Annotated in this window: 19 protein-coding genes; 7 read left to right on the top strand and 12 right to left on the bottom strand. The window is 51.5% G+C overall.

The window, feature by feature from the left end:
* Window positions 1-53: 53 nt before the first annotated feature.
* Window positions 54-527: an ester cyclase gene (locus HV311_RS13275; protein WP_052733163.1), complete on the bottom strand. Its 474-nt coding sequence runs from the start codon at window positions 525-527 to the stop codon at window positions 54-56.
* A gap of 11 nt (window positions 528-538) precedes the next feature.
* Window positions 539-1,966 carry a gamma-aminobutyraldehyde dehydrogenase gene (locus HV311_RS13280; RefSeq protein WP_181625963.1) on the bottom strand — a complete coding sequence of 476 codons (1,428 nt, stop codon included), beginning with the start codon at window positions 1,964-1,966 and terminating at the stop codon, window positions 539-541.
* Between the two features lie 314 nt (window positions 1,967-2,280).
* On the opposite strand from HV311_RS13280, the gene HV311_RS13285 reads away from it, so the two are divergent.
* Both HV311_RS13285 and HV311_RS13290 read left to right on the top strand, forming a co-directional pair.
* A complete protein-coding gene (locus tag HV311_RS13285) occupies window positions 2,281-3,006 on the top strand; it encodes a FadR/GntR family transcriptional regulator (protein ID WP_047358859.1) in 726 nt (241 codons plus the stop codon).
* Window positions 3,007-3,030: 24 nt separating this feature from the next.
* Window positions 3,031-3,729: a cache domain-containing protein gene (locus HV311_RS13290; RefSeq protein ID WP_016152932.1), complete on the top strand. Its 699-nt coding sequence runs from the start codon at window positions 3,031-3,033 to the stop codon at window positions 3,727-3,729.
* Window positions 3,730-3,750: 21 nt separating this feature from the next.
* Here HV311_RS13290 and HV311_RS13295 read toward each other — a convergent pair whose 3' ends face one another.
* Window positions 3,751-5,232: an APC family permease gene (locus tag HV311_RS13295; RefSeq protein WP_191220050.1), complete on the bottom strand. Its 1,482-nt coding sequence runs from the start codon at window positions 5,230-5,232 to the stop codon at window positions 3,751-3,753.
* A gap of 331 nt (window positions 5,233-5,563) precedes the next feature.
* Between HV311_RS13295 and HV311_RS13300 the strand changes: the two genes are divergently transcribed.
* The 5 genes from HV311_RS13300 to HV311_RS13320 all read left to right on the top strand — a co-directional run bounded on the left by HV311_RS13300 (window position 5,564) and on the right by HV311_RS13320 (window position 9,014).
* A complete protein-coding gene (locus HV311_RS13300; protein ID WP_016152930.1) occupies window positions 5,564-5,704 on the top strand; it encodes a hypothetical protein in 141 nt (46 codons plus the stop codon).
* Window positions 5,705-5,908: 204 nt separating this feature from the next.
* Complete coding sequence (locus HV311_RS13305; RefSeq protein WP_191220051.1) at window positions 5,909-6,742, top strand: ABC transporter substrate-binding protein; 834 nt, start codon at window positions 5,909-5,911, stop codon at window positions 6,740-6,742.
* A gap of 1 nt (window position 6,743) precedes the next feature.
* On the top strand, window positions 6,744-7,562 hold the full coding sequence (locus tag HV311_RS13310) for an amino acid ABC transporter ATP-binding protein (RefSeq protein ID WP_016156382.1): 819 nt from the start codon (window positions 6,744-6,746) through the stop codon (window positions 7,560-7,562).
* A complete protein-coding gene (locus HV311_RS13315; protein ID WP_131345509.1) occupies window positions 7,562-8,347 on the top strand; it encodes an amino acid ABC transporter permease in 786 nt (261 codons plus the stop codon). The genes HV311_RS13310 and HV311_RS13315 overlap by 1 nt, the downstream gene beginning before the upstream one ends.
* Complete coding sequence (locus tag HV311_RS13320; protein WP_016156380.1) at window positions 8,337-9,014, top strand: amino acid ABC transporter permease; 678 nt, start codon at window positions 8,337-8,339, stop codon at window positions 9,012-9,014. Before HV311_RS13315 ends, HV311_RS13320 begins: the two co-directional genes overlap by 11 nt.
* Before the next feature lie 9 nt (window positions 9,015-9,023).
* Here HV311_RS13320 and ydhT read toward each other — a convergent pair whose 3' ends face one another.
* The 9 genes from ydhT to ttrS form a co-directional block, all read right to left on the bottom strand.
* The gene (gene ydhT / locus HV311_RS13325; RefSeq protein ID WP_016152925.1) at window positions 9,024-9,836 is read right to left on the bottom strand and encodes a protein YdhT; all 813 of its coding nucleotides are present in this window, start codon (window positions 9,834-9,836) and stop codon (window positions 9,024-9,026) included.
* Window positions 9,837-9,839: 3 nt separating this feature from the next.
* Complete coding sequence (gene phsC, locus HV311_RS13330; protein WP_046274688.1) at window positions 9,840-10,625, bottom strand: thiosulfate reductase cytochrome B subunit; 786 nt, start codon at window positions 10,623-10,625, stop codon at window positions 9,840-9,842.
* A complete protein-coding gene (locus HV311_RS13335; RefSeq protein ID WP_191220052.1) occupies window positions 10,622-11,290 on the bottom strand; it encodes a 4Fe-4S dicluster domain-containing protein in 669 nt (222 codons plus the stop codon). Before HV311_RS13335 ends, phsC begins: the two co-directional genes overlap by 4 nt.
* A 64-nt stretch (window positions 11,291-11,354) precedes the next feature.
* Complete coding sequence (locus HV311_RS13340; RefSeq protein WP_016156378.1) at window positions 11,355-12,020, bottom strand: YdhW family putative oxidoreductase system protein; 666 nt, start codon at window positions 12,018-12,020, stop codon at window positions 11,355-11,357.
* Between the two features lie 10 nt (window positions 12,021-12,030).
* Window positions 12,031-14,133, bottom strand: coding sequence for an aldehyde ferredoxin oxidoreductase (locus HV311_RS13345; protein WP_019076689.1), 2,103 nt, complete (start codon window positions 14,131-14,133; stop codon window positions 12,031-12,033).
* Window positions 14,134-14,251: 118 nt separating this feature from the next.
* Window positions 14,252-14,878 (bottom strand): ferredoxin-like protein, encoded by a 627-nt coding sequence (locus HV311_RS13350; protein ID WP_191220053.1) that lies wholly within the window; start codon window positions 14,876-14,878, stop codon window positions 14,252-14,254.
* A 482-nt stretch (window positions 14,879-15,360) separates the two neighbouring features.
* Window positions 15,361-15,570, bottom strand: coding sequence for a fumarate hydratase FumD (fumD, locus tag HV311_RS13355; protein ID WP_003029345.1), 210 nt, complete (start codon window positions 15,568-15,570; stop codon window positions 15,361-15,363).
* 92 nt (window positions 15,571-15,662) lie between these two features.
* The gene (gene ttrR, locus HV311_RS13360) at window positions 15,663-16,247 is read right to left on the bottom strand and encodes a tetrathionate respiration response regulator TtrR (protein ID WP_019076688.1); all 585 of its coding nucleotides are present in this window, start codon (window positions 16,245-16,247) and stop codon (window positions 15,663-15,665) included.
* Entirely contained in the window at window positions 16,222-17,955 is a 1,734-nt protein-coding gene (gene ttrS, locus HV311_RS13365; protein ID WP_223952855.1) for a tetrathionate respiration histidine kinase TtrS, read from the bottom strand. The genes ttrR and ttrS overlap by 26 nt, the downstream gene beginning before the upstream one ends.
* Window positions 17,956-18,045 lie beyond the last annotated feature (90 nt).

Here is an 18,045-nt window from a genome sequence, read left to right on the forward strand (position 1 = left end):
TACGACACAAATAAGAGATGTCCCCCTTCATAGTAATAAAGGGGTACAGCCGACTATTTCCCTGGCTTTAACTCTTCATCCAGTTTTTTAGAATCATAATAATCACCCTGCCAGGTGATTTTACCTGCTTTAACATGAATATAGCTGACACCTTCAAATTTTATCGGATTATTTGTCGGCGGACTCCCTGCCCATTCGCCACTATTTTTGCCTGAAAATTCCCAACGAAACGCCACGGTATCTTCGTCGTAAACGGGTTTGCCGACCATTTTCCAGCTCAGATCTGGCACCGCCTTAATAAAGGCACCGATAACGTCTTTTTCAGCTTTTTCTCTGCCATTTATCGGTTCGCCAGCGGCGGCATCATAATAGACTGCGTCATCAGCAAGATATTGCGCGGCTCGCGAAGCATCGTGTGCATTCCAGGCCGCCATGTACTCTTTAACGGTATTCAGCGATGTGCTTTCTGCCAGGCTATAGCCCGAGAACATCACGAATGAAAGCACCGCTATGTTTAATGTTTTCATCGACATCCTCTCTATTCAGAAATGTCACACATGATATGTTTCACCCGGGTATATTCTTCGAGCGAATAGGATGAGAGATCTTTGCCATAACCCGATTTTTTGAACCCGCCGTGCGGCATTTCGGCGCACAGAGGAATGTGATTGTTAATCCACACGGTGCCAAAATCGAGGTCAATGCTGAAGCGCTGTGCGCGACCATGGTTACTGGTCCAGACGCTGGCGGCCAGACCATATTCCACATCATTCGCTTTGTGTAGACCCTCTTCATCAGTCGAAAACGACTGAATAGTCATTACCGGTCCAAAAACTTCATGCTGAATAGCTTCGTCATGTTGATGCAATCCGGAGACGATCGTCGGCTCAAAATAGAAGCCCGGACCCGGCCCGGCACGCCCACCCGTTTCAATTTTTGCATGTGCCGGTAAACGCGCAATAAAGCCTTTCACCTGCTCCAGTTGGTTTTTACTGTTCAATGCGCCATATAGCGCAGCCTGATCCGCTGGCGGTCCAAATTTAATACTCTTCGTTTTCTGAACCAGCTTTTCCAGGAATTCAGCGTAGATGGATTGTTCGACCAGAATACGCGTAGCCGCCGTGCAATCCTGGCCAGCATTGAAGAAGCCTGCCGTGGTGATCGTCGCGATCGCCTTGTCCATATCTGCATCAGCAAACACCACAGCAGGCGCTTTCCCGCCCAATTCCAGATGCGCCTTGGTCAGGTTCGCCGCTGCCGAAGCCGCAACCTGTAGACCCGCGCGGACCGAACCGGTAATTGAAACCAGTGAGGCCTTCGGGTTTGAAACCACCAGCGAACCGGTGCTGGCTTTACCTAATACGACGTTAAACGCCCCTCTTGGGAACAACGGCGCGGCCAGTTCAGCTAACAGCAGCGTGCTGACCGGCGTGGTGTCGCTGGGTTTTAATACGACCGTATTGCCTGCCGCCAGCGCTGGCGCAATCTTCCATACCGCCATCATGAACGGGTAGTTCCATGGCGTGACTTGGCCAACGATACCCAGCGGTTCACGGCGGATAGTCGAGGTAAACCCGGCGGAATATTCCCCTGCCGCTTTCCCTTCGAGACAGCGCGCCGCACCGGCAAAAAAGCGGATGGCATCGCAGGATGCCGCGATCTCTTCCTTCTCAATAAAATGGCGAAGCTGACCGGTCTCCTGACTCTGCGCGTTCACCAGCCGCTCAACGTTTCGTTCAATCTCATCTGCCAGCTGCAATAACGCCTTTTGCCGCTGTGCCGGCGTCGATTTTCGCCAGATGCTAAACGCCGCCTCCGCCGCCGAGTAGGCCTGCTCCACCTCTTCCGCATTGGCGTTGGGTGATAATGCATACGTTTCGCCGTCGACCGGACTCACCAGTTCGAAGGTATCTTCGCTACGACCTGCTACATATTGCCCATTGATAAAATGCTTCAGGGTTTTCATGTCTGTCTCCTGCCCGTTAATACATAAATAATCTTATTTAATATATATATTGTAAAAGATTTTCAAATGCGCAACATTGACACTATGATAAGCCTCGCATTTTTAACTTAATTTTTACATTTTCGGGATAAGGCTTTTCATCGTGAGCTAACGCGTTTGCTCAGCTCATCATGAGGTTATCGGGACACACATCCGCTTGTGCAGTGACGTTGCGCATAGGCATGTAAAATAACTCGGCCATTCTTACCTTCCTTGCCTGACGGGCATGTGTTAAAAATGGTCGTTGTTTCAGGGAATTGAGTGCAGAAAAGATTATGATTACTCACGCGGTCATATTTGCGCCTATCGGGCAGGTCAGTCGTTCAGACCAGATAGTGCAGCGCCTGTCAAACGCCATTATCACGGGGTTGCTGGAGCCAAAAGAACAGCTCCCCAACGAAACTGATTTGGCAAAGATGATGGGTGTCTCACATATCACTATCAGAGAAGCGCTAAACACGCTTCGGGCTAATAATCTTATCCATACGGTTCGTGGTCGTAATGGCGGGAGCTTCGTTTGCGAAAATATTGATGGCAAAAACAGCGCCCTGCATCCTTTCAAAGCGATCAGTACGGATTATCTTTCTGACCTGGGCGAAATGCATTGCGCCATTATCAGCCATAGCGCAAGGCTGGCTTCCAGACGGATGACCGGCGCGGATATCGCCAAATTTCGCGAGTTTGTTGAGGTGCTCAACAAGGCAAACTCACCAGAGCTTATGACCCAGGCCGACATGCGCTGTCTACTGGCGATAGCTGCCAGTTCACATTCCGCGCGACTGGCCAATCAGGAGCTGCAGGTCCAGGCTGAATGGGCATCGCTGGTGGCGATACTTTATCGCGCAGACAACATTCATGCCGAAATTATTGCGCTTTACTCGGCACTGGCCGATGCGCTGGCAGCTCACAACGAGGCAGAATCCGTGCAGCTTGCCACACGGATCATCGATACGTTTACCTATTACCTTATTGAAAAAAAGCTGAAATATAACTCGAACTGACAATCAGTGAAGGCAGGACAGACAATGAGCTCTTCGACATCCTTAAGCGCATTAATTCGTAAGATTGATGATATTACCGCCTCTACCGTAGATTCTACCGTTGCGCTGGCGAGGAGCATCCATGAGGCGATTTCCGGGGTGCAAAAGGCCTCAGCAGAAGTTGTCCTCGATCCATCGGTGAGATCTACCGTTCAGCAACACATCAAGCGCACCCTCAGTAACAATCATTACTGTTCAGGGGCCGGGTTTGCCAGCCATATTGAGAGCACTGCCACCACAAAAGAGTATTGGCTGCTGGAATGGTGGTATAAGAAAGATAATGGTTTGAGTCAGGCGCACCTCGATTTAGATCAGGCCACCCAGCAACGTCTGGATTTCAGAACCTTCGAGTGGTTTAAGCACTCACCTCCGGCAGGAAAAGCCTATATCCACGGCCCCTACGTCGACTATATCTGCAATATTTCCTACACCCTGACCTCGGCAGTGCCGATCTACTACAACGATCAGTTTCTTGGCGTTGCCGCCGTCGATCTGCTGGTCAGTCAGATTGAGGCCGAACTGCTTTCCTGCGCTCATCCTGACTATGTCATTCTGACCAATCTGGAAAACAGAATTATCTTTTCCAGCTGGCCACGTTTTCGCGTGGGTGAATTACTCTCTCCTGCAAACAGTACCGTTGTTTATCAGAGCGACTACTTTATCCTTTATCACTATCAAAACTAAGGGCCCGAAGGCCCTTAGTTTTTAGTTATCCTGCCCCATATTCAGCTTGTTAGCGTATGCAATGGCGTCGTTTTCCGGCGCCGCAGAGCGACCAAACGGTCGGGTCAGGAACATATAGATAAGCCCGGAGCCAACGACAATCGCCAGGCCGAACAGTACCGTCCAACGGTCGATGAAATCGCTGCTGTCTGCCGGTTGCGCCAACAACCAGATCCCACACAATCCATAGACTAGCGCCAGCACGTTCACAATCACGCCCCAACCGCCAATGGTCCACTCCCCGGCCGGTTTCCAGCCTTTCAGGCGCTGGCGCAGTGCGGCAAGCACAACCATCTGGAACGAGATATAAATACCGATGACGGCAAACGCGGTAATACGCGACAGGTTGTCTGGCTGGAAATAGACCCAAACGCAGATGATGACTGGCAGCAGACAGCTAACAACCATGGCATTATCCGGAACGCCATTTTTAGAGATCTTTGACATCCACTCACTTCCCGGCAGCATTCTGTCACGGGAGAAAGAAAAGATAAGGCGGCTTAGCGCAGCCTGCAGAGACAAAATGCACGACAGCATCGCCACAATCGCGACGATGATAAAGATAGTTGCACCAGTTTCACCAAGAGCTTCATTAAGGATGGCCGGAATCGGGTCAGATGTTTTGCCATTCACGATACTGACCAGATTTGGTGAAGCCAGGAGGTATCCCATGACGGAAATAATCGCCGAAATCGCACCAAATACGATGCTCAAAATCATCGCAACCGGGATCTTTTTACTTGGATTCTGTACCTCTTCCGCAACGTTACCGCAGGCCTCAAAGCCAAAGAACATAAACAGCCCCATCAGCGCGGCAGACATAAATGCGGTGGAATAGCTGCCGTCATGCGCCAGCACGCCCATCGAATCAAAAATTACGGAGAATGGCTGCGAACGGTGGAATATCAGCAGATAAATTCCCAGCGCAATCACGCTAACGATTTCACACCAGAAGCCAATTTTTGCGACCCGAGCCAGATTTTTAGTCCCGGACATATTAACAGCCATCATCAAAAGCAGCAGCAGGACGGAAGTCGCCAACATAGTGGCTGGCGTCTGACCATAGTGGAAGAGCGACTCAACAAATGTTGACGTATATTCCGCGATTGACGTAATGGTGACCACCAGGGCCCACAGGTAAATCCAGGCAGCGATCCACGCATATTTCTTGCCCCATAACCTTCTGGCCCAGGGATAAAGCCCGCCGGTTATCGGATACTGGGAAGCCACCTCACCAAACACCAACGCCACCAAAAGTTGTCCACATGCGACGATTAAAATCCACCAGACTGCGGGCGGCCCCGCCAGCGTTACGGCCAGTGCAAACAGCGAATAGACGGCGGTAAGCGGCGAAAGGTAGGTAAAACCCAACGCAAAGTTAGAAATAAGACCGATCGAGCGATTGAACTGTTCTTTGCCATCTTTTTGAAAATTATCGTTTTTCTTATCAGGTGTCTGTTCCATATAGCTTTCTCTTTTGTGGAATAGTCGCAGGGTTGAACAATTAATGTATAAAAGATATTAAGTTATATGTATAGTGATTTTGTCGCTAATTTGTTAAAAATGATCGCTCATCACGTTAATGAAAAAGTGAAAGTAGAACAGTCGAGGGCACAAGCATTTTTCGGTATTTCCGCTTCACGGTTCTTTAGCAATTGCGAATTGTTGGTCAACTGGCGGGTAAACAGGCACCCCGAATTGAGTTCGACGCTAAGTAGCAAGAATCGCTGCTGTTAAGCAACATTTTTGCAATATAATAATGTGATGTTAAACGCTGAACCTGAGCAGGTGAATGATGGAAATTGATCTCGATAATCTGGTCTTTGATGGACTGGAAGAAGCGCAAGAGCGTAATGCTGAACGTCTGGAAGATGCTGACAAGAAAGCGCAGGACATTATTGCTGATAATGACTGCGGCGACGCCTGTAAAATCTGATTTCCAAACCGGCGCAATGCCGGTTTTTTTACCGCCAGACTATGCCCCTCCTCTTATCTACATTTCCCATTGCGTTTACCCATTGTTAACACCGCTTTTACTAATAACATTTTGTAAATAGATAAGAATTTTTTCTTATTTTGTCCTGAACGTAAGTTATGGGAGCGTAAAAAGCACAAACCAAAAACGACAGGGATTTACATAATGATGGCAACGAAAACTTACCGCGCTAAAAAAACACTGCTGGCACTCGGCGTGCTGCTGGCCACCGGCATTGCCGCCTCGCAGGCTCAGGCTGACCAACTGACCGATATCAAAGCCGCAGGCGTAGTAAAAGTTGCGACATTCGACGCGAATCCACCGTTTGGTTCCGTCGATGCCAAAACGCATAAGATTGTCGGCTATGACGTTGATTTTGCTGAAGCGCTGGCGAAATCCCTCGGCGTAAAACTGGAACTGGTAGCGACTAATCCGGCAAACCGCATTCCGTTATTACAATCCGGTAAAGCCGATTTAATCGTGGCGGATATCACGATTACGCCTGAGCGGGCGCAGGTCATTGACTTCTCCGTCCCCTATTTTGTTACCGGGCAGCAGTTCCTGGTACCGGCCAAATCCCCGGACCAGCTCGATGCATACAGCAAAGCGCGAATCGGCGCGGTAAAAGGTACTACCGGTGAGCAGGCGCTCCATCAGCGCTTCCCGCAGTCGCGTGTGCTGGCCTACGACGATATTCCACTGGCGTTAACCGCGCTACGCAATGGCAATGTTCAGGCCATCACCCAGGACAGTACGATTCTGGCCGGTCTATTAAGCGGTGCGCCGGATAAAGCAGATTTCAAAATTCTGCCTGACCTGTTGAGCAAAGAAGAGATCGGCGTGGGAGTAAAAAAAGGAGAGCCAGCGCTGTTAAAAGCCGTCAATGATGAGCTTTTGAGGCTGGAATCTACCGGGCAGGCGGCAAAAATTTATGATGTCTGGTTTGGCCCTGAAACCAAAAACCCGCAACCCCGCGCCTTTAAAATAGAAGCGAAGTAATATGCTCTCAGCCCTGTTTCATCGTTGTGCAGTTTCCGCGGCGGATTTTAACCATTTGCGCCAGGCAAGCGTCGAACTGCGCAATGTCATCAAACAGTTTGACACTCACACCGTACTTAACGGCGTCAGCTTGTCAGTTGAACCCGGTGAAGTGGTGACTATTCTGGGCCCTTCTGGCTCGGGAAAATCCACGCTTATACGCCTTATCAACCAGCTTGAGTCGCTCAGCGGTGGCGAGATTTTCATTGATGACAAACCAATTAGTCAGTTGCGCGGGGCAGCATTACGCCAGTTACGCAGCCGTATCGGTTTCGTTTTTCAGCAATTCAATCTCTATTCGCATCTGACAGCGCATCAGAACATCTCGCTGGCGCTGGAATATGTTCACGGCTGGAACAAGGCGGCAGCCGCGCGTCGGGCACTCGAATTGCTGGATCAGGTGGGACTGGCAGAAAAAGCGAGCGCGTATGCCGCACAGTTGTCCGGTGGGCAGCAACAGCGCGTGGCCATCGCCCGCGCGCTGGCCTCATCGCCACAAATCCTTCTGTTTGATGAGCCCACCTCCGCGCTGGATCCAGAAATGATCGGCGAGGTATTACAGGTGATGAAAAACCTGGCCCACAGCGGTATCACCATGATCGTCGTGACCCATGAAATGCATTTTGCCCGTGAGATTGCCGATCGCGTGGTATTCATCGATGGCGGAGAAATTCTTGAAGTGGCCGCGCCGGAGGATTTTTTCACCCGGCCACAGCACCCGAGAACCCAGCGTTTCCTGAAAAAAGTGCTCGACCCGTTACACCAGGAGTCATCGCTATAATGCTTGCAATGGACTGGCAGGGAGTGCTGAGCGGGCAACCTCTGCAATGGATAATTTCCGGTTTTCTCACCACGCTCTGGGTGACACTGGCAGGTATCGTACTCGCCACGCTCATTGCCATCTTCCTACTCGGCTTGCGTCTGACGGGCCATCGCTTCAACAAAGCGGTGGTCAGTGTATGGGTTTCGGTGTATCGCAACACGCCTTTACTGGTGCAACTGATGTTCTGGTATTTTGCCGCATGGAACTGGCTACCCCGCAACGTCATTACCTTCATCAATGCAGAGCATCCCTGGTCTATTCTGCCAGGCGATGTCTGGTGGTTAACACCAGAGTTTATCTGTTCAGCATGGGGGCTGGGCGTATTTACCTCGGCATTTTTGGTCGAGGAGATCGCCTCTGGTTTACAGGCGGTTTCTGCCGGACAACGTGAGGCTGCCGTGGCGCAGGGTTTTTCATCCTGGGCGACGTTTCGTCACATTCTGCTTCCTCAGGGACTGGCGAACGCCTGGCAACCCATTGTTGGGCAATACCTTAACCTGATGAAACTTTCCTCGCTTGCCAGCGGTATTGGATTTGCTGAGCTCACCTACCAGGTGCGGCAAATTGAGAGCTACAACGCGCACGCGCTGGAAGCCTTTGCTGTTGGCACTGCGCTCTATCTGTTCACCGGCATCGTTCTGGGTATGCTGCTTACGCGTCTTGGCCCACGACCTGCATCGGGTAAATCGTCCAAGGTTAAAACGCGTATCTTCAGCGTCAGGAGCATACTGCATGATCGCTAATATTTCGGTCATTACCGACAATCTTGATTATCTCCTGTGGGGACGCGTGGCCCAGGGACAACCCGGCGGCGTTCTGCTCACTTTGTTGATGGCTCTCGGCGCGGCGCTGCTGGCCTTGCCTGGTGGGATAGTTCTTGCCTGCTGCGCCTGGCGTTTTCCGGGCACGGTTCGCAACGGGTTGTTTATCTGGGCGGAGTTTATTCGCGGCATTCCGCTAATCTTTGTGATTTTCTGGATGTGGTATTTGCTACCCATGCTGACCGGAAGCGATCTCCCCGGAGCCGTTACCGTGACGCTGGCGCTGGCATGGTTCACCGCTGCCTCGGTCATGCACTCAGTGTATGCAGGAATTAGCGCGCTGCCTGGCGGGCAATATGATGCTGCCGTGGTTCAGGGTTTTCGCCCGTATCAGGCCCTGTGGCTTATCTTATTGCCGCAGGTGCTGCGTAACGTACTGCCATCGCTGACGGGGATTTTTATTGGATTACTGAAGGACACGTCGCTGGCGTTTATCGTTAACGTGCCGGAACTCACAACGGTTGCGGGTCAGGTTAACAGCCGGGTACAAATCTATCCGGCAGCCATTTTTATCTTTACCGGACTGGTCTATTACCTGCTGTGCCTGAGCCTGGAGAAAATCACCCAACGCCGCTTCGCGTTAAAATGAGATCACGGCTCAACATTCCACAAACTGGTGGTCTTCGTTGAGCCGATATTTCACGCCCGCCCGGATGTTATTTTCCCCCTCAACGGCAAGCGCAAAACGCATTCTCTCGCCATCGTGATAGGCCAGCGCCGCGCAGCCGCCGGGACCGAGTATTATCGAATCGACAACACCGGTACTGGCAACAACGGCGTTCTCTCCGCTGGCAATAATGTGGATGTTGTCGGCGCAGTTGGCGATTTTCGATTCTGCGCCAAAACAGGCCAACTGAGTTAAATCACCACCGCAGGCAATCCGGTTTCTGTCGCCGAGCGAACTGATGCGTACGCGCATGCCGGTACTGGCGATACGCGTCCCGTCACCCACGCTACTGATACGTGCCGAATTTCCCGCAACCGCAATTCGCCCGCGATCGCCTGAACTGCCGATATGCGCGTTATAGCCTACGCTACCAATACGTGCGCTGTAACCTGCGCTGGCGATCTGTGCGGCATACCCGGCGCTGGTGATTTTAACGTTATCGCCTGCACAACTGAATCGGGCATTATCTTCCGCACTCGCCAGCGGACGGCTGATTTCCCCCGCCGTTTGCACACGGGAAATATTCCCCATCGCGCGAATATCCTGCTGGGCAAAACTCGCCTCTTCCCGCCATTTTGACCAGCCGTATTCCACCAGACTATTTGCCCAGTCTGTATACCCTTCCCGCTGGAGTGCACGATGGACATCAGCATAGCTTCCGCCAGTTGGAAACGCGCGTAGAAACCAGCGATACATTACGGGCCCAACGCGCCAGGCCCGTAAGTCACTTCGCGTAATCATCATCGCTTAATGCCGGTGATAGCCATCCACCATACACTTGAAGGTTTCGCCCGGCGTACGACCTGTCGTGCAAAGATAAAGATGCCCAAAGATGAAAAACAGACTGATTATTGCCAGCGCGAAGTGCGCCTGGAGCAACCAGTAACGCACGCCGGGGAACAGGTCACCGACAACCGTCGGATAGAGCGATAACAACCCTGAGATCAGCAGCAGTGGCAGTAAGCCATACATCACGCCAACATAGGCCGCCTGCTGTAGCGGGTTGAATTTACAACGCTTTGATGCCGGGAATGGGTGTGACTCGCCCTGCATAATGCCAAACAGGTAAAAACGCGTTTGTCTTTGCGCTCGTCCGATCCAGCCCTGACGTTGAATAATATAGTGATGCCCGTTGCCGCCAATCAGATTGATCAGGACAAAGCCAATCCAGCAGGCGAGCAGCAAAAAGCCGCAGATCTCATGCACGGTAAGCAGGCTTTTCATCACCGACGCACTGACGACGGAAAAGTGATTGACCAGGCCACTGACCAGAAGTAGCAGAAATAGCAGCGCATTCGACCAGTGCCACAAACGAACGGCCTTCGAGTATAAATAGACTTTCTCACCGTGCCCTGCCGACGCTTTATGTGCGGCCCGAAAGCGCAGCATGGCGTGTAGCGCCAGCACCAGCCACATCCCCACCAGCATTAACCCGGCGATGACCAACCACACAGGCCAGTAGTCCGGTGAAAACAGGGGAACATACTGCGCAAGCTGGGCATGAAACTGTTCGGCATTCTGCGACGCGTTCATACATTTTCCTTTTTAATCAAATGTTGACCGAACCGACGATACAGATGGGGTTTCCCGGCGCCTGCAAGTTGATGCTCGTAATACTTATTTTCTCTCAACCAGGTCTGAATTTTCGGGCTATCTTCGCGACCAAAAATCAGCGCATGTTCCGGGCAGGCGTTAACACAGATCGGCGGGAAACCTTTCGCCAGACGAGATTCAGCGCAGAAGTCGCATTTATCCGCCACTTTGGTCTGCGGGTTGAGATAGCGCACCTGATAAGGACACGCGCCAATACAGTAACTGCAGCCGATACAGGAAGACGTGTCTACCCGCACAATGCCGTTGTCATCTCGCCATGAGGCGCCGGTCGGACACACCTCAATACAGGGGGCATCATCACAGTGCTGGCAGGACTGACGGAAGTAGTGATACAGCGTTTCGTTGTCGTTGTCCGAAACCGGAATATGAGCTATCGACAAACGGCTACCCTGCGCAGGAACATGGTTGGTTTTCCTGCATGCGCGGGCGCAGATATTACATCCGTTACACAGTGATTCATCGTGAATCATGACGTAATGTACGTCTTTAGAACTCCTGGTACTCGCTAACAGATTTTGACTTGGGCCAGTGAAAAAAATCACCGTCCCCATGCCAATGACAAATTTTCGTCGGGTGAAGGACATCGGGTTATCCTCTAATACTGTGACAGTGGTCGTCCACACGTTCCATGACATCAACCTGAATAATTCAGGGGTTCTGATACTGCTCAACCTCAAGCCATTCGCACAGGCCGTACGCTTTGCCATAACTCATAAAACGTTCGCTGAACAAATAAGGCTCCGCATTTGACGATTCCACAGTCCGTATATCTGCATAATCGGGATGCGTTTCCATGGCCGTGAGCGCAGCGGCAATCTGTTGAGACTCAAAGCGATACGGCGGTTGCGTCAACATGGCGACCTTATAAGGGCGAGGATACGTTCGACAATCGAAGCGTACCGCCTCGGCAATAGCACGGCAGATGTCGTTTTCCACCACCTGCACACACATGTCGGCGTAATTTGCCGTCATGGTTTGCGTCGAATAGAAATATGCTTCTTCCGCACCCTGCACACAGGTGATATCCGCACCATTCGCGTCCTGGCCCAGCACATCCAGCAGCGCGGAAAGATCGGTTTCAGGAACCGAATAAGGCGGCAGCAAAAAGACACTGCGCGCCACCAGTTGCCCCGATGCTGAATGCTGACGGATAAAATCTGCCACAATCAACTCCGGGCTGGCTGGTTCCTGAACCTGGGGCGCATTCATCTGTTCTACAGGCGGGTGAAACGCCTGCAGCCACTGTCTCTTTCGGCTATCCACTTCGTCAGGAAACGCCTCAACGGGGGTCAGAACGTCGCTCACGTTAGTCATCTCGCATTCCTTACGCCGGCAACAGATCTTGTGCAGCCAAATCAGCGGCTACATCTTCAAGTCCGAGTCGGTTCAGGGTTTCACGCGTTGGGCAACCCAGCTCTGGATCCCAGCCCATTTCCTGATAGAACATCGTCAGCGACTGACGCATATCCTCCCGGTCCATCTTGTCGGTCCCTTCAGTGAAGACCGGGATCTTCGGATCTTTATCAAACACCCAGGAGCAGATGAGATCATGCTCATTGCGCATATCTTTGGTTTGCATCAATTTGACCGTATAGGCACGGTGCAGGGTAAAGATGCGTTCAGCGGCCAGATCCAGACTCTCCTGCGTGGTTTCATCGCCGGTGACCGCCTGGAAGAATTTTGCTTCCAGATCCAAATCGCCGCGATAGTTACGGCTCTTGAGTGGTGAAACCGTCATCGGCCACACCCAGTTGCACAGCGTAACCGCGTTATGCAGACAGACTTTCAGCAGCGTCCATTTGGCATATTTGATCTTGGCGGCATTGATCGGGGTGTAGTTTTTGGTTTCGTCGTATGCATCCTGCGAACCAAATAGCTCGCCCGCCACTTCGCGCTGTAATTTCAGCGGTAAACCGGAACCGATGAAGTTGATATGGGTGTGCGCCATACAGTCACGGTTAAACATACAGTTAGTGATCGCCCCCACCTGTGCAGAGGCCTCGTTTGCATGGTGGACAGGGAAACCAAACGGCGACCACAGTTTATTTTTGGCATAACCCCAGTACTCTTCGCCCAAATTCCAGCGTTCAGCAATGGCATACGATCCGTCCGCAAGATGGCTGAGTTCCCCCACGCGATGCGCCAACCGGTAGTAAAAATCCTTAATAAAATGAGGATCGCCCGCTTCCAGCTGATCCCAGCGGATCTCCGCATACTCTTCAGCTGGCAGTACGCGCTTAAAGACGCCTTTCGAATAGCAGTAAGTAAAATCACGGTGCAACTGCCCGTAGTTACACCAGATGCCATAATCGTCAAACAGGTTCAGACCAATCAGATTTCCCACCACGCGCCCATCGTCTTTATCGTCGAAATCTTTCGGGCCATTGGGGAAAATGGTGGTGTGGACAAAGTTCGCCACGCAGGTGTTACCGCCGGTACTTGGCACGCCAAAATCTTTCACACGCGGGACATTGAGCTGCGACATACAGCGAATGGGGCATGAATGGCAGCCGCTCATTTTGACCGTGTATTTCTCAGCGGCTGGCCCCAAATCGAACACGGATTTATAGGTACGGAAACCCACGGTATTCTGGTTACCCGGCGGGATTTCCCCGGTTTCGATTGGTCCCCCTTCTGCCGCGCCCCAGAACAGTCCCTTACGGGCCGTCCAGCGCGAGTTTGGCGAAGAGTATTCTGCCCAGGCCTGGGGGGTGCTTGGCACAACGTGGTTGTTGTTGGCACCGATGAGCTCGGTCATCATGTAATCATTGAGCCGCTTCATCTCTTTGCGATCGGCAATATTGACCCCTTTGGTCCCTTCTACCGCAATAGCCTTCAGGTTTTTCGACCCCATTACCGCGCCAGTACCGGCGCCTCCGCTGTGGTTGCGACTGTTGATCATGCAGGAGAGCGGCACCAGATTTTCACCCGCCTGACCAATAGCGGCGACGCAGGTTTCCGGGCTGGTAATGCGGCAAATCTCTTCGGTTGTGGCGCGCGTTCCCTTACCCCACAGGAAATCGGCTTTTTCGATGCTGACCTTTTCGTCTTTAATGTTGATCCAGACAGGCGTCGCGGACTTGCCTTCGATAATAATGGCGTCGTAACCGGCGAATTTCATTTGCGCAGCAAAGAAGCCGCCCATATGAGCATCCACCACTAAATTGCCTTTGGTAAAAGTCGATAAGGAGGTGATATTGACGCGGGAGCTACAAGGGGCACCAGAGCCCGTTAATGGCCCGGTGGCGAAAACCAGTTTATTCCCTTCATCAAAAGGCATGGTGCCTGGCGGGACTTCGTCGTACATAATTTTATAACCAAAGCCCATCCCGCCGACAAATTTTTTAAATTTACTGGAATCTTCAAGGGTGATATTCCCCGTGGTGAGATTGACCCGTAAAATATTACCTGTCCAACCATTAGCCATCATGTTTTCCTTTGCAAGAAGGTTTAATAGATATACCCGCCATCCTTCAGGCAGTTTTTTTGCAAAACTGCGATATTTTGGGCAATTAATGACGCGTATCAGGCATACCTGCTATCTATCAAACAGTAATATCTTTCCACTCGATAATTTTTAATGCCCCAGTCGGACAAGCATTGGCGCACTCCCCACATAACACACATTTTGAGGATTTTTTTGTTTCGGTATTCACGGTCGCCATCATCCACGGGCAGGCGGTGGTACAAGCGCTGCAGCCAATACAACGTTTATGATCCACCGCAATACAGCCGTCTTCCTGTTTCCAGGTAATAGCGCCAATGGGGCAGACCTTCATGCATTGCGGATCTTTGCACTGACGGCAGGTATCAGCGGTATAGTTTAAATCGCCATACAGTCCGCCACCGGACCCGATGCCATCATCGCCAAAGAAGTAGTTGCGATGGATTTTTATACGGGAAAAGAAAGTCCCCACGGCACCATCGTTATAGTTGGTACAGGAAATTTCACAGCGGTGGCAGCCAGTACAGCGCGCTCGCTGGGTCACCAGCACCCCTTTCGGCGTATTGATAAGCCCCACGGTACCGCTGTCGATATCTTCCTGCTTACAGCCAAAAAGTGATAACAGTGCAGGGGCGATGGTTAATCCCGCCAAACCTTTTCCTGATATCCGCAGAAATTCAAGCCGCGTTAAACCACAATCTAAAAATGGACGATCAACCTGATTCATTTATTTCGCATCCTCTTCGCAAACGCTGTGTTAGCAACACCTCCAGGCTAAATTAAACCCGTGCAACTCAAGCCATTTCGGGCGGTTAATGTTGCCAACAACACGTAAATTTTTGCCCTAACCTGATCGCGTAAAATGACGGTGGTTAAACTGAATGAATCTAATCCTTTAGGGTTAGGCGTAAAGATAATGTGGTTATTCAGCGCTCATAGTTTTGATCGTCATCAATTAAAAAACGGAAGGGAAATAATAAATGCGGAGTGAGATTTATTATCATTAAGATAAATTGAAATAATATTTCACATGCTTTGCAAATATTTGTGACTCTACTCGCATATATATTTTTATATATCATCCGGGATATAACTTAATATACAACGGAGATTACTCCTCTAATTGCAGCACTAAATTATATATATTGATAGATTAACGTGACGAGAATAAAAGGACGGCGAACGAAACCACCATCCTCTTTTTGTGGATTAACCGGCTAATGCTTTAATGACGGTCTCAATAGCCTGTTTTTCTAACTCGCTGCGCTTCACGCGCTGGTTGGCGAGGGTGGTTCTCAGTACTCCCGCAATGACGATATGCTTAGGCTCTTGTCCCAGATCGCGCATTTCCAGCACTACTTTACCGACTACTCTGCACATTTCACGGTACAACTCATCGTCTTTGGTCTGATTTCCCATTTTTTCCCGCTCGTCATTAACTCAAACCAACAGCATATATCAGTCTGACGGATTAGACAAAATTCAATGAAAATCAAATAAATGTCATAAATTTACTGAATCCTCTGCAGTCGATTAACCAGTTCAGCAAGACTCCCCGCCTGCATTTTTTCCATCACCCGCGCCCGATGAACCTCAACCGTGCGCACGGCAATATTCATAGCATCAGCAATTTCCCGATTCATTAACCCTTTTGCTACCAGTTGCGCCAGTTCTCGCTCCTTTGGCGTAAGCTGCTGATAGCAAACCACGATCTCTTGTCGCGAAAAGGCGGCGTGAGAAATCTGCACTGCATGCTCTAACGCCGCTTGCAGAGGCGCGGCGGAAACCGGCTTTTGCAAAAAATCGACCGCACCGCGTTTCATTTGTTCAACCGCCATCGGCACATCGCCATGCCCGGTGAGAAATACCACCGCCAGCGTACTCTCACGCTGGCGCATGGCTTCATGCACAGCATGCCCATCCATTACAGGCATACGCATATCCAGCAAAAGTACGCCCACCTGGTGCAGATTTGCCTCGGTGAGGAATGTTTCGCCTTGCTCCCAGCAACACACCTCATATCCCAGACTTTCCAGTAAAAACGCGCAAGCCTGGGTGACGGCAATATCGTCATCCAGCAGATGAATGATTGCCACGACGGCCTCCCTCCGGGTTTTGCTTAAAATGTAATGTCACCACCACGCCCGCTTTTTCATCTGGAGCCTGATGATTTTTGATCTCAATGTCTCCGTTTGCGTAGCGCACCAGCCGCTGACAAATGGCTAGCCCCAGCCCCATGCCCTCTTTACGGGTGGTCATAAACGGCTGAAAAGCCTGGTACAGCTGCATCTCATCAATACCTCCGGCGTTATCCTGCACCTGAATACTCACATCACCATCCTCACGCTGAGCGCTAAACCACACGGTGGTTGCCCCCGCCTGGGCGGCGTTGAGAACCACATTGGCCAGTACCTGTTCGAGGAGAACACACGGCAACGTTAATGTTAACGCCTTACCGATCTGCGTTTGCAGCGCTACCGCCGGAAATTGCTGGGGCATGCGTAATAATTGCCAGACGTGATGGATAGCATCGTGAACGTTAACAACTTGCCAGTCATCGGTCATCACCGGATTGCCCTGTGCCTGGCTGACCCACTGGCGAAGATTGTGCAGCGTATCAGCCCCCCGCTGCGCCTGGGTATCAATGTGTTCCAGCGCGGGCAGCAGTGGATGCTGTTGATCCTGATTACGCAGGCGGATCAGACAGCCCTGCGCATAATGACGGATAGCCGATAGCGGCTGATTGAGCTCGTGGGCAAAACCCGACGTCATCTCGCCAAGCACGCTCATTTGGCGAGCGGTTTCCAGCTCCTGTTCCTGTTTGCGCAACAATACGTTGTTTTGCTCCAACTGCCTGCCGCGTCGGCGGACCAGCAACATCACCCAGATGTAATTGAGCGTCAACAACAACAAGACAAGAGCCGCGGCCCCCATCGCCAGCCGATGTTGAATAAACCAGCTTTTGACATCCAGCCACAACTGGCGCTGCTGCGGATGCTGGCGGACATCGCGCAGCAACGCTTCCACTTCGCGGGTCGAGGCGGGCGCCCCCCAGCGAAACGTCGCGTTTTGCGGCGCGTTGAACAGAGCCCGTGTGACGAGATCGGCCAGCTCGTCGCTTACCGCAGGCAGTGCCGCAAATGACCAGTCAGGATAGAGCGGCGTACTGGTTAAACAGGGAATCGACGTCGGATGGTTAAGCACGGCCGTAAAATCTGTTTTACGAATAAGCCCTTCTTCGTCCATTTTTTCCAACAGGCACACCGGCACAATCACCGCCTGCACGGCTTTTTCGCGTAATAAATAGAGTAAGGCATCGGCGGGAAATCCGGTAAACGTCAGGCGCAAATCGCGCTCCGGGCGCAGGCCGGCATCGCTGAGCGCTTTATATCCCAGCAAATAGCCGCCAAATGCCTGAGCATCAATGGCACCCACCGTTTTGCCGATCAGATCGTGTGCGGAGGTTATCCCGCTATCGCGCCTGACGAGGATCGCGCTGCCAATCACATTACTGGTGGCTTTCCCCCCGCGAGTAGAACGGAGTGACGCCAGCCAGCGTAGCGCAGCGCGGCTGTTTAGTTGAACAAATTGCGCCGGATTAGTGACCACAAATTGTACCGTTCCACGATTCACCGCCTCCTGCATCTGCCGCAGGTCCAGTGGTTGAATGTGAAACTGTTCGCCGGGAATTTGTTGATTCAACAGAGTTTCCAGCGGCTGCCAGTGATTACGCGTGGAGACCTCCCCACGCATCGCCAAAACGCCAATGTTCCATGTCTGAGCCCTGACTACACCGCTTAGCATCCATAGCGACACCAGCACCGTCAGACATTTTGCTACGTTGCGTCCCACTCAATTATCCCTGTCAATTATGTTGTTTTAGATCAACAACAA

The sequence above is a fragment of the Citrobacter sp. RHBSTW-00881 genome, assembly GCF_013728515.1.
Taxonomy (GTDB): domain Bacteria; phylum Pseudomonadota; class Gammaproteobacteria; order Enterobacterales; family Enterobacteriaceae; genus Citrobacter; species Citrobacter braakii.

Coding starts and splice junctions, on each gene's coding strand:
- HV311_RS13295 (WP_191220050.1), bottom strand. CDS start 5,232: ATGGAACAGACACCTGATAAGAAAAACGATAATTTTCAAAAAGATGGC.
- HV311_RS13285 (WP_047358859.1), top strand. CDS start 2,281: ATGATTACTCACGCGGTCATATTTGCGCCTATCGGGCAGGTCAGTCGT.
- HV311_RS13290 (WP_016152932.1), top strand. CDS start 3,031: ATGAGCTCTTCGACATCCTTAAGCGCATTAATTCGTAAGATTGATGAT.
- HV311_RS13315 (WP_131345509.1), top strand. CDS start 7,562: ATGCTTGCAATGGACTGGCAGGGAGTGCTGAGCGGGCAACCTCTGCAA.
- HV311_RS13340 (WP_016156378.1), bottom strand. CDS start 12,020: ATGACTAACGTGAGCGACGTTCTGACCCCCGTTGAGGCGTTTCCTGAC.
- HV311_RS13350 (WP_191220053.1), bottom strand. CDS start 14,878: ATGAATCAGGTTGATCGTCCATTTTTAGATTGTGGTTTAACGCGGCTT.
- HV311_RS13345 (WP_019076689.1), bottom strand. CDS start 14,133: ATGGCTAATGGTTGGACAGGTAATATTTTACGGGTCAATCTCACCACG.
- HV311_RS13280 (WP_181625963.1), bottom strand. CDS start 1,966: ATGAAAACCCTGAAGCATTTTATCAATGGGCAATATGTAGCAGGTCGT.
- HV311_RS13335 (WP_191220052.1), bottom strand. CDS start 11,290: ATGTCCTTCACCCGACGAAAATTTGTCATTGGCATGGGGACGGTGATT.
- ydhT (WP_016152925.1), bottom strand. CDS start 9,836: ATGATGATTACGCGAAGTGACTTACGGGCCTGGCGCGTTGGGCCCGTA.
- fumD (WP_003029345.1), bottom strand. CDS start 15,570: ATGGGAAATCAGACCAAAGACGATGAGTTGTACCGTGAAATGTGCAGA.
- ttrS (WP_223952855.1), bottom strand. CDS start 17,955: ATGCTAAGCGGTGTAGTCAGGGCTCAGACATGGAACATTGGCGTTTTG.
- HV311_RS13300 (WP_016152930.1), top strand. CDS start 5,564: ATGGAAATTGATCTCGATAATCTGGTCTTTGATGGACTGGAAGAAGCG.
- HV311_RS13275 (WP_052733163.1), bottom strand. CDS start 527: ATGAAAACATTAAACATAGCGGTGCTTTCATTCGTGATGTTCTCGGGC.
- phsC (WP_046274688.1), bottom strand. CDS start 10,625: ATGAACGCGTCGCAGAATGCCGAACAGTTTCATGCCCAGCTTGCGCAG.
- HV311_RS13310 (WP_016156382.1), top strand. CDS start 6,744: ATGCTCTCAGCCCTGTTTCATCGTTGTGCAGTTTCCGCGGCGGATTTT.
- HV311_RS13320 (WP_016156380.1), top strand. CDS start 8,337: ATGATCGCTAATATTTCGGTCATTACCGACAATCTTGATTATCTCCTG.
- HV311_RS13305 (WP_191220051.1), top strand. CDS start 5,909: ATGATGGCAACGAAAACTTACCGCGCTAAAAAAACACTGCTGGCACTC.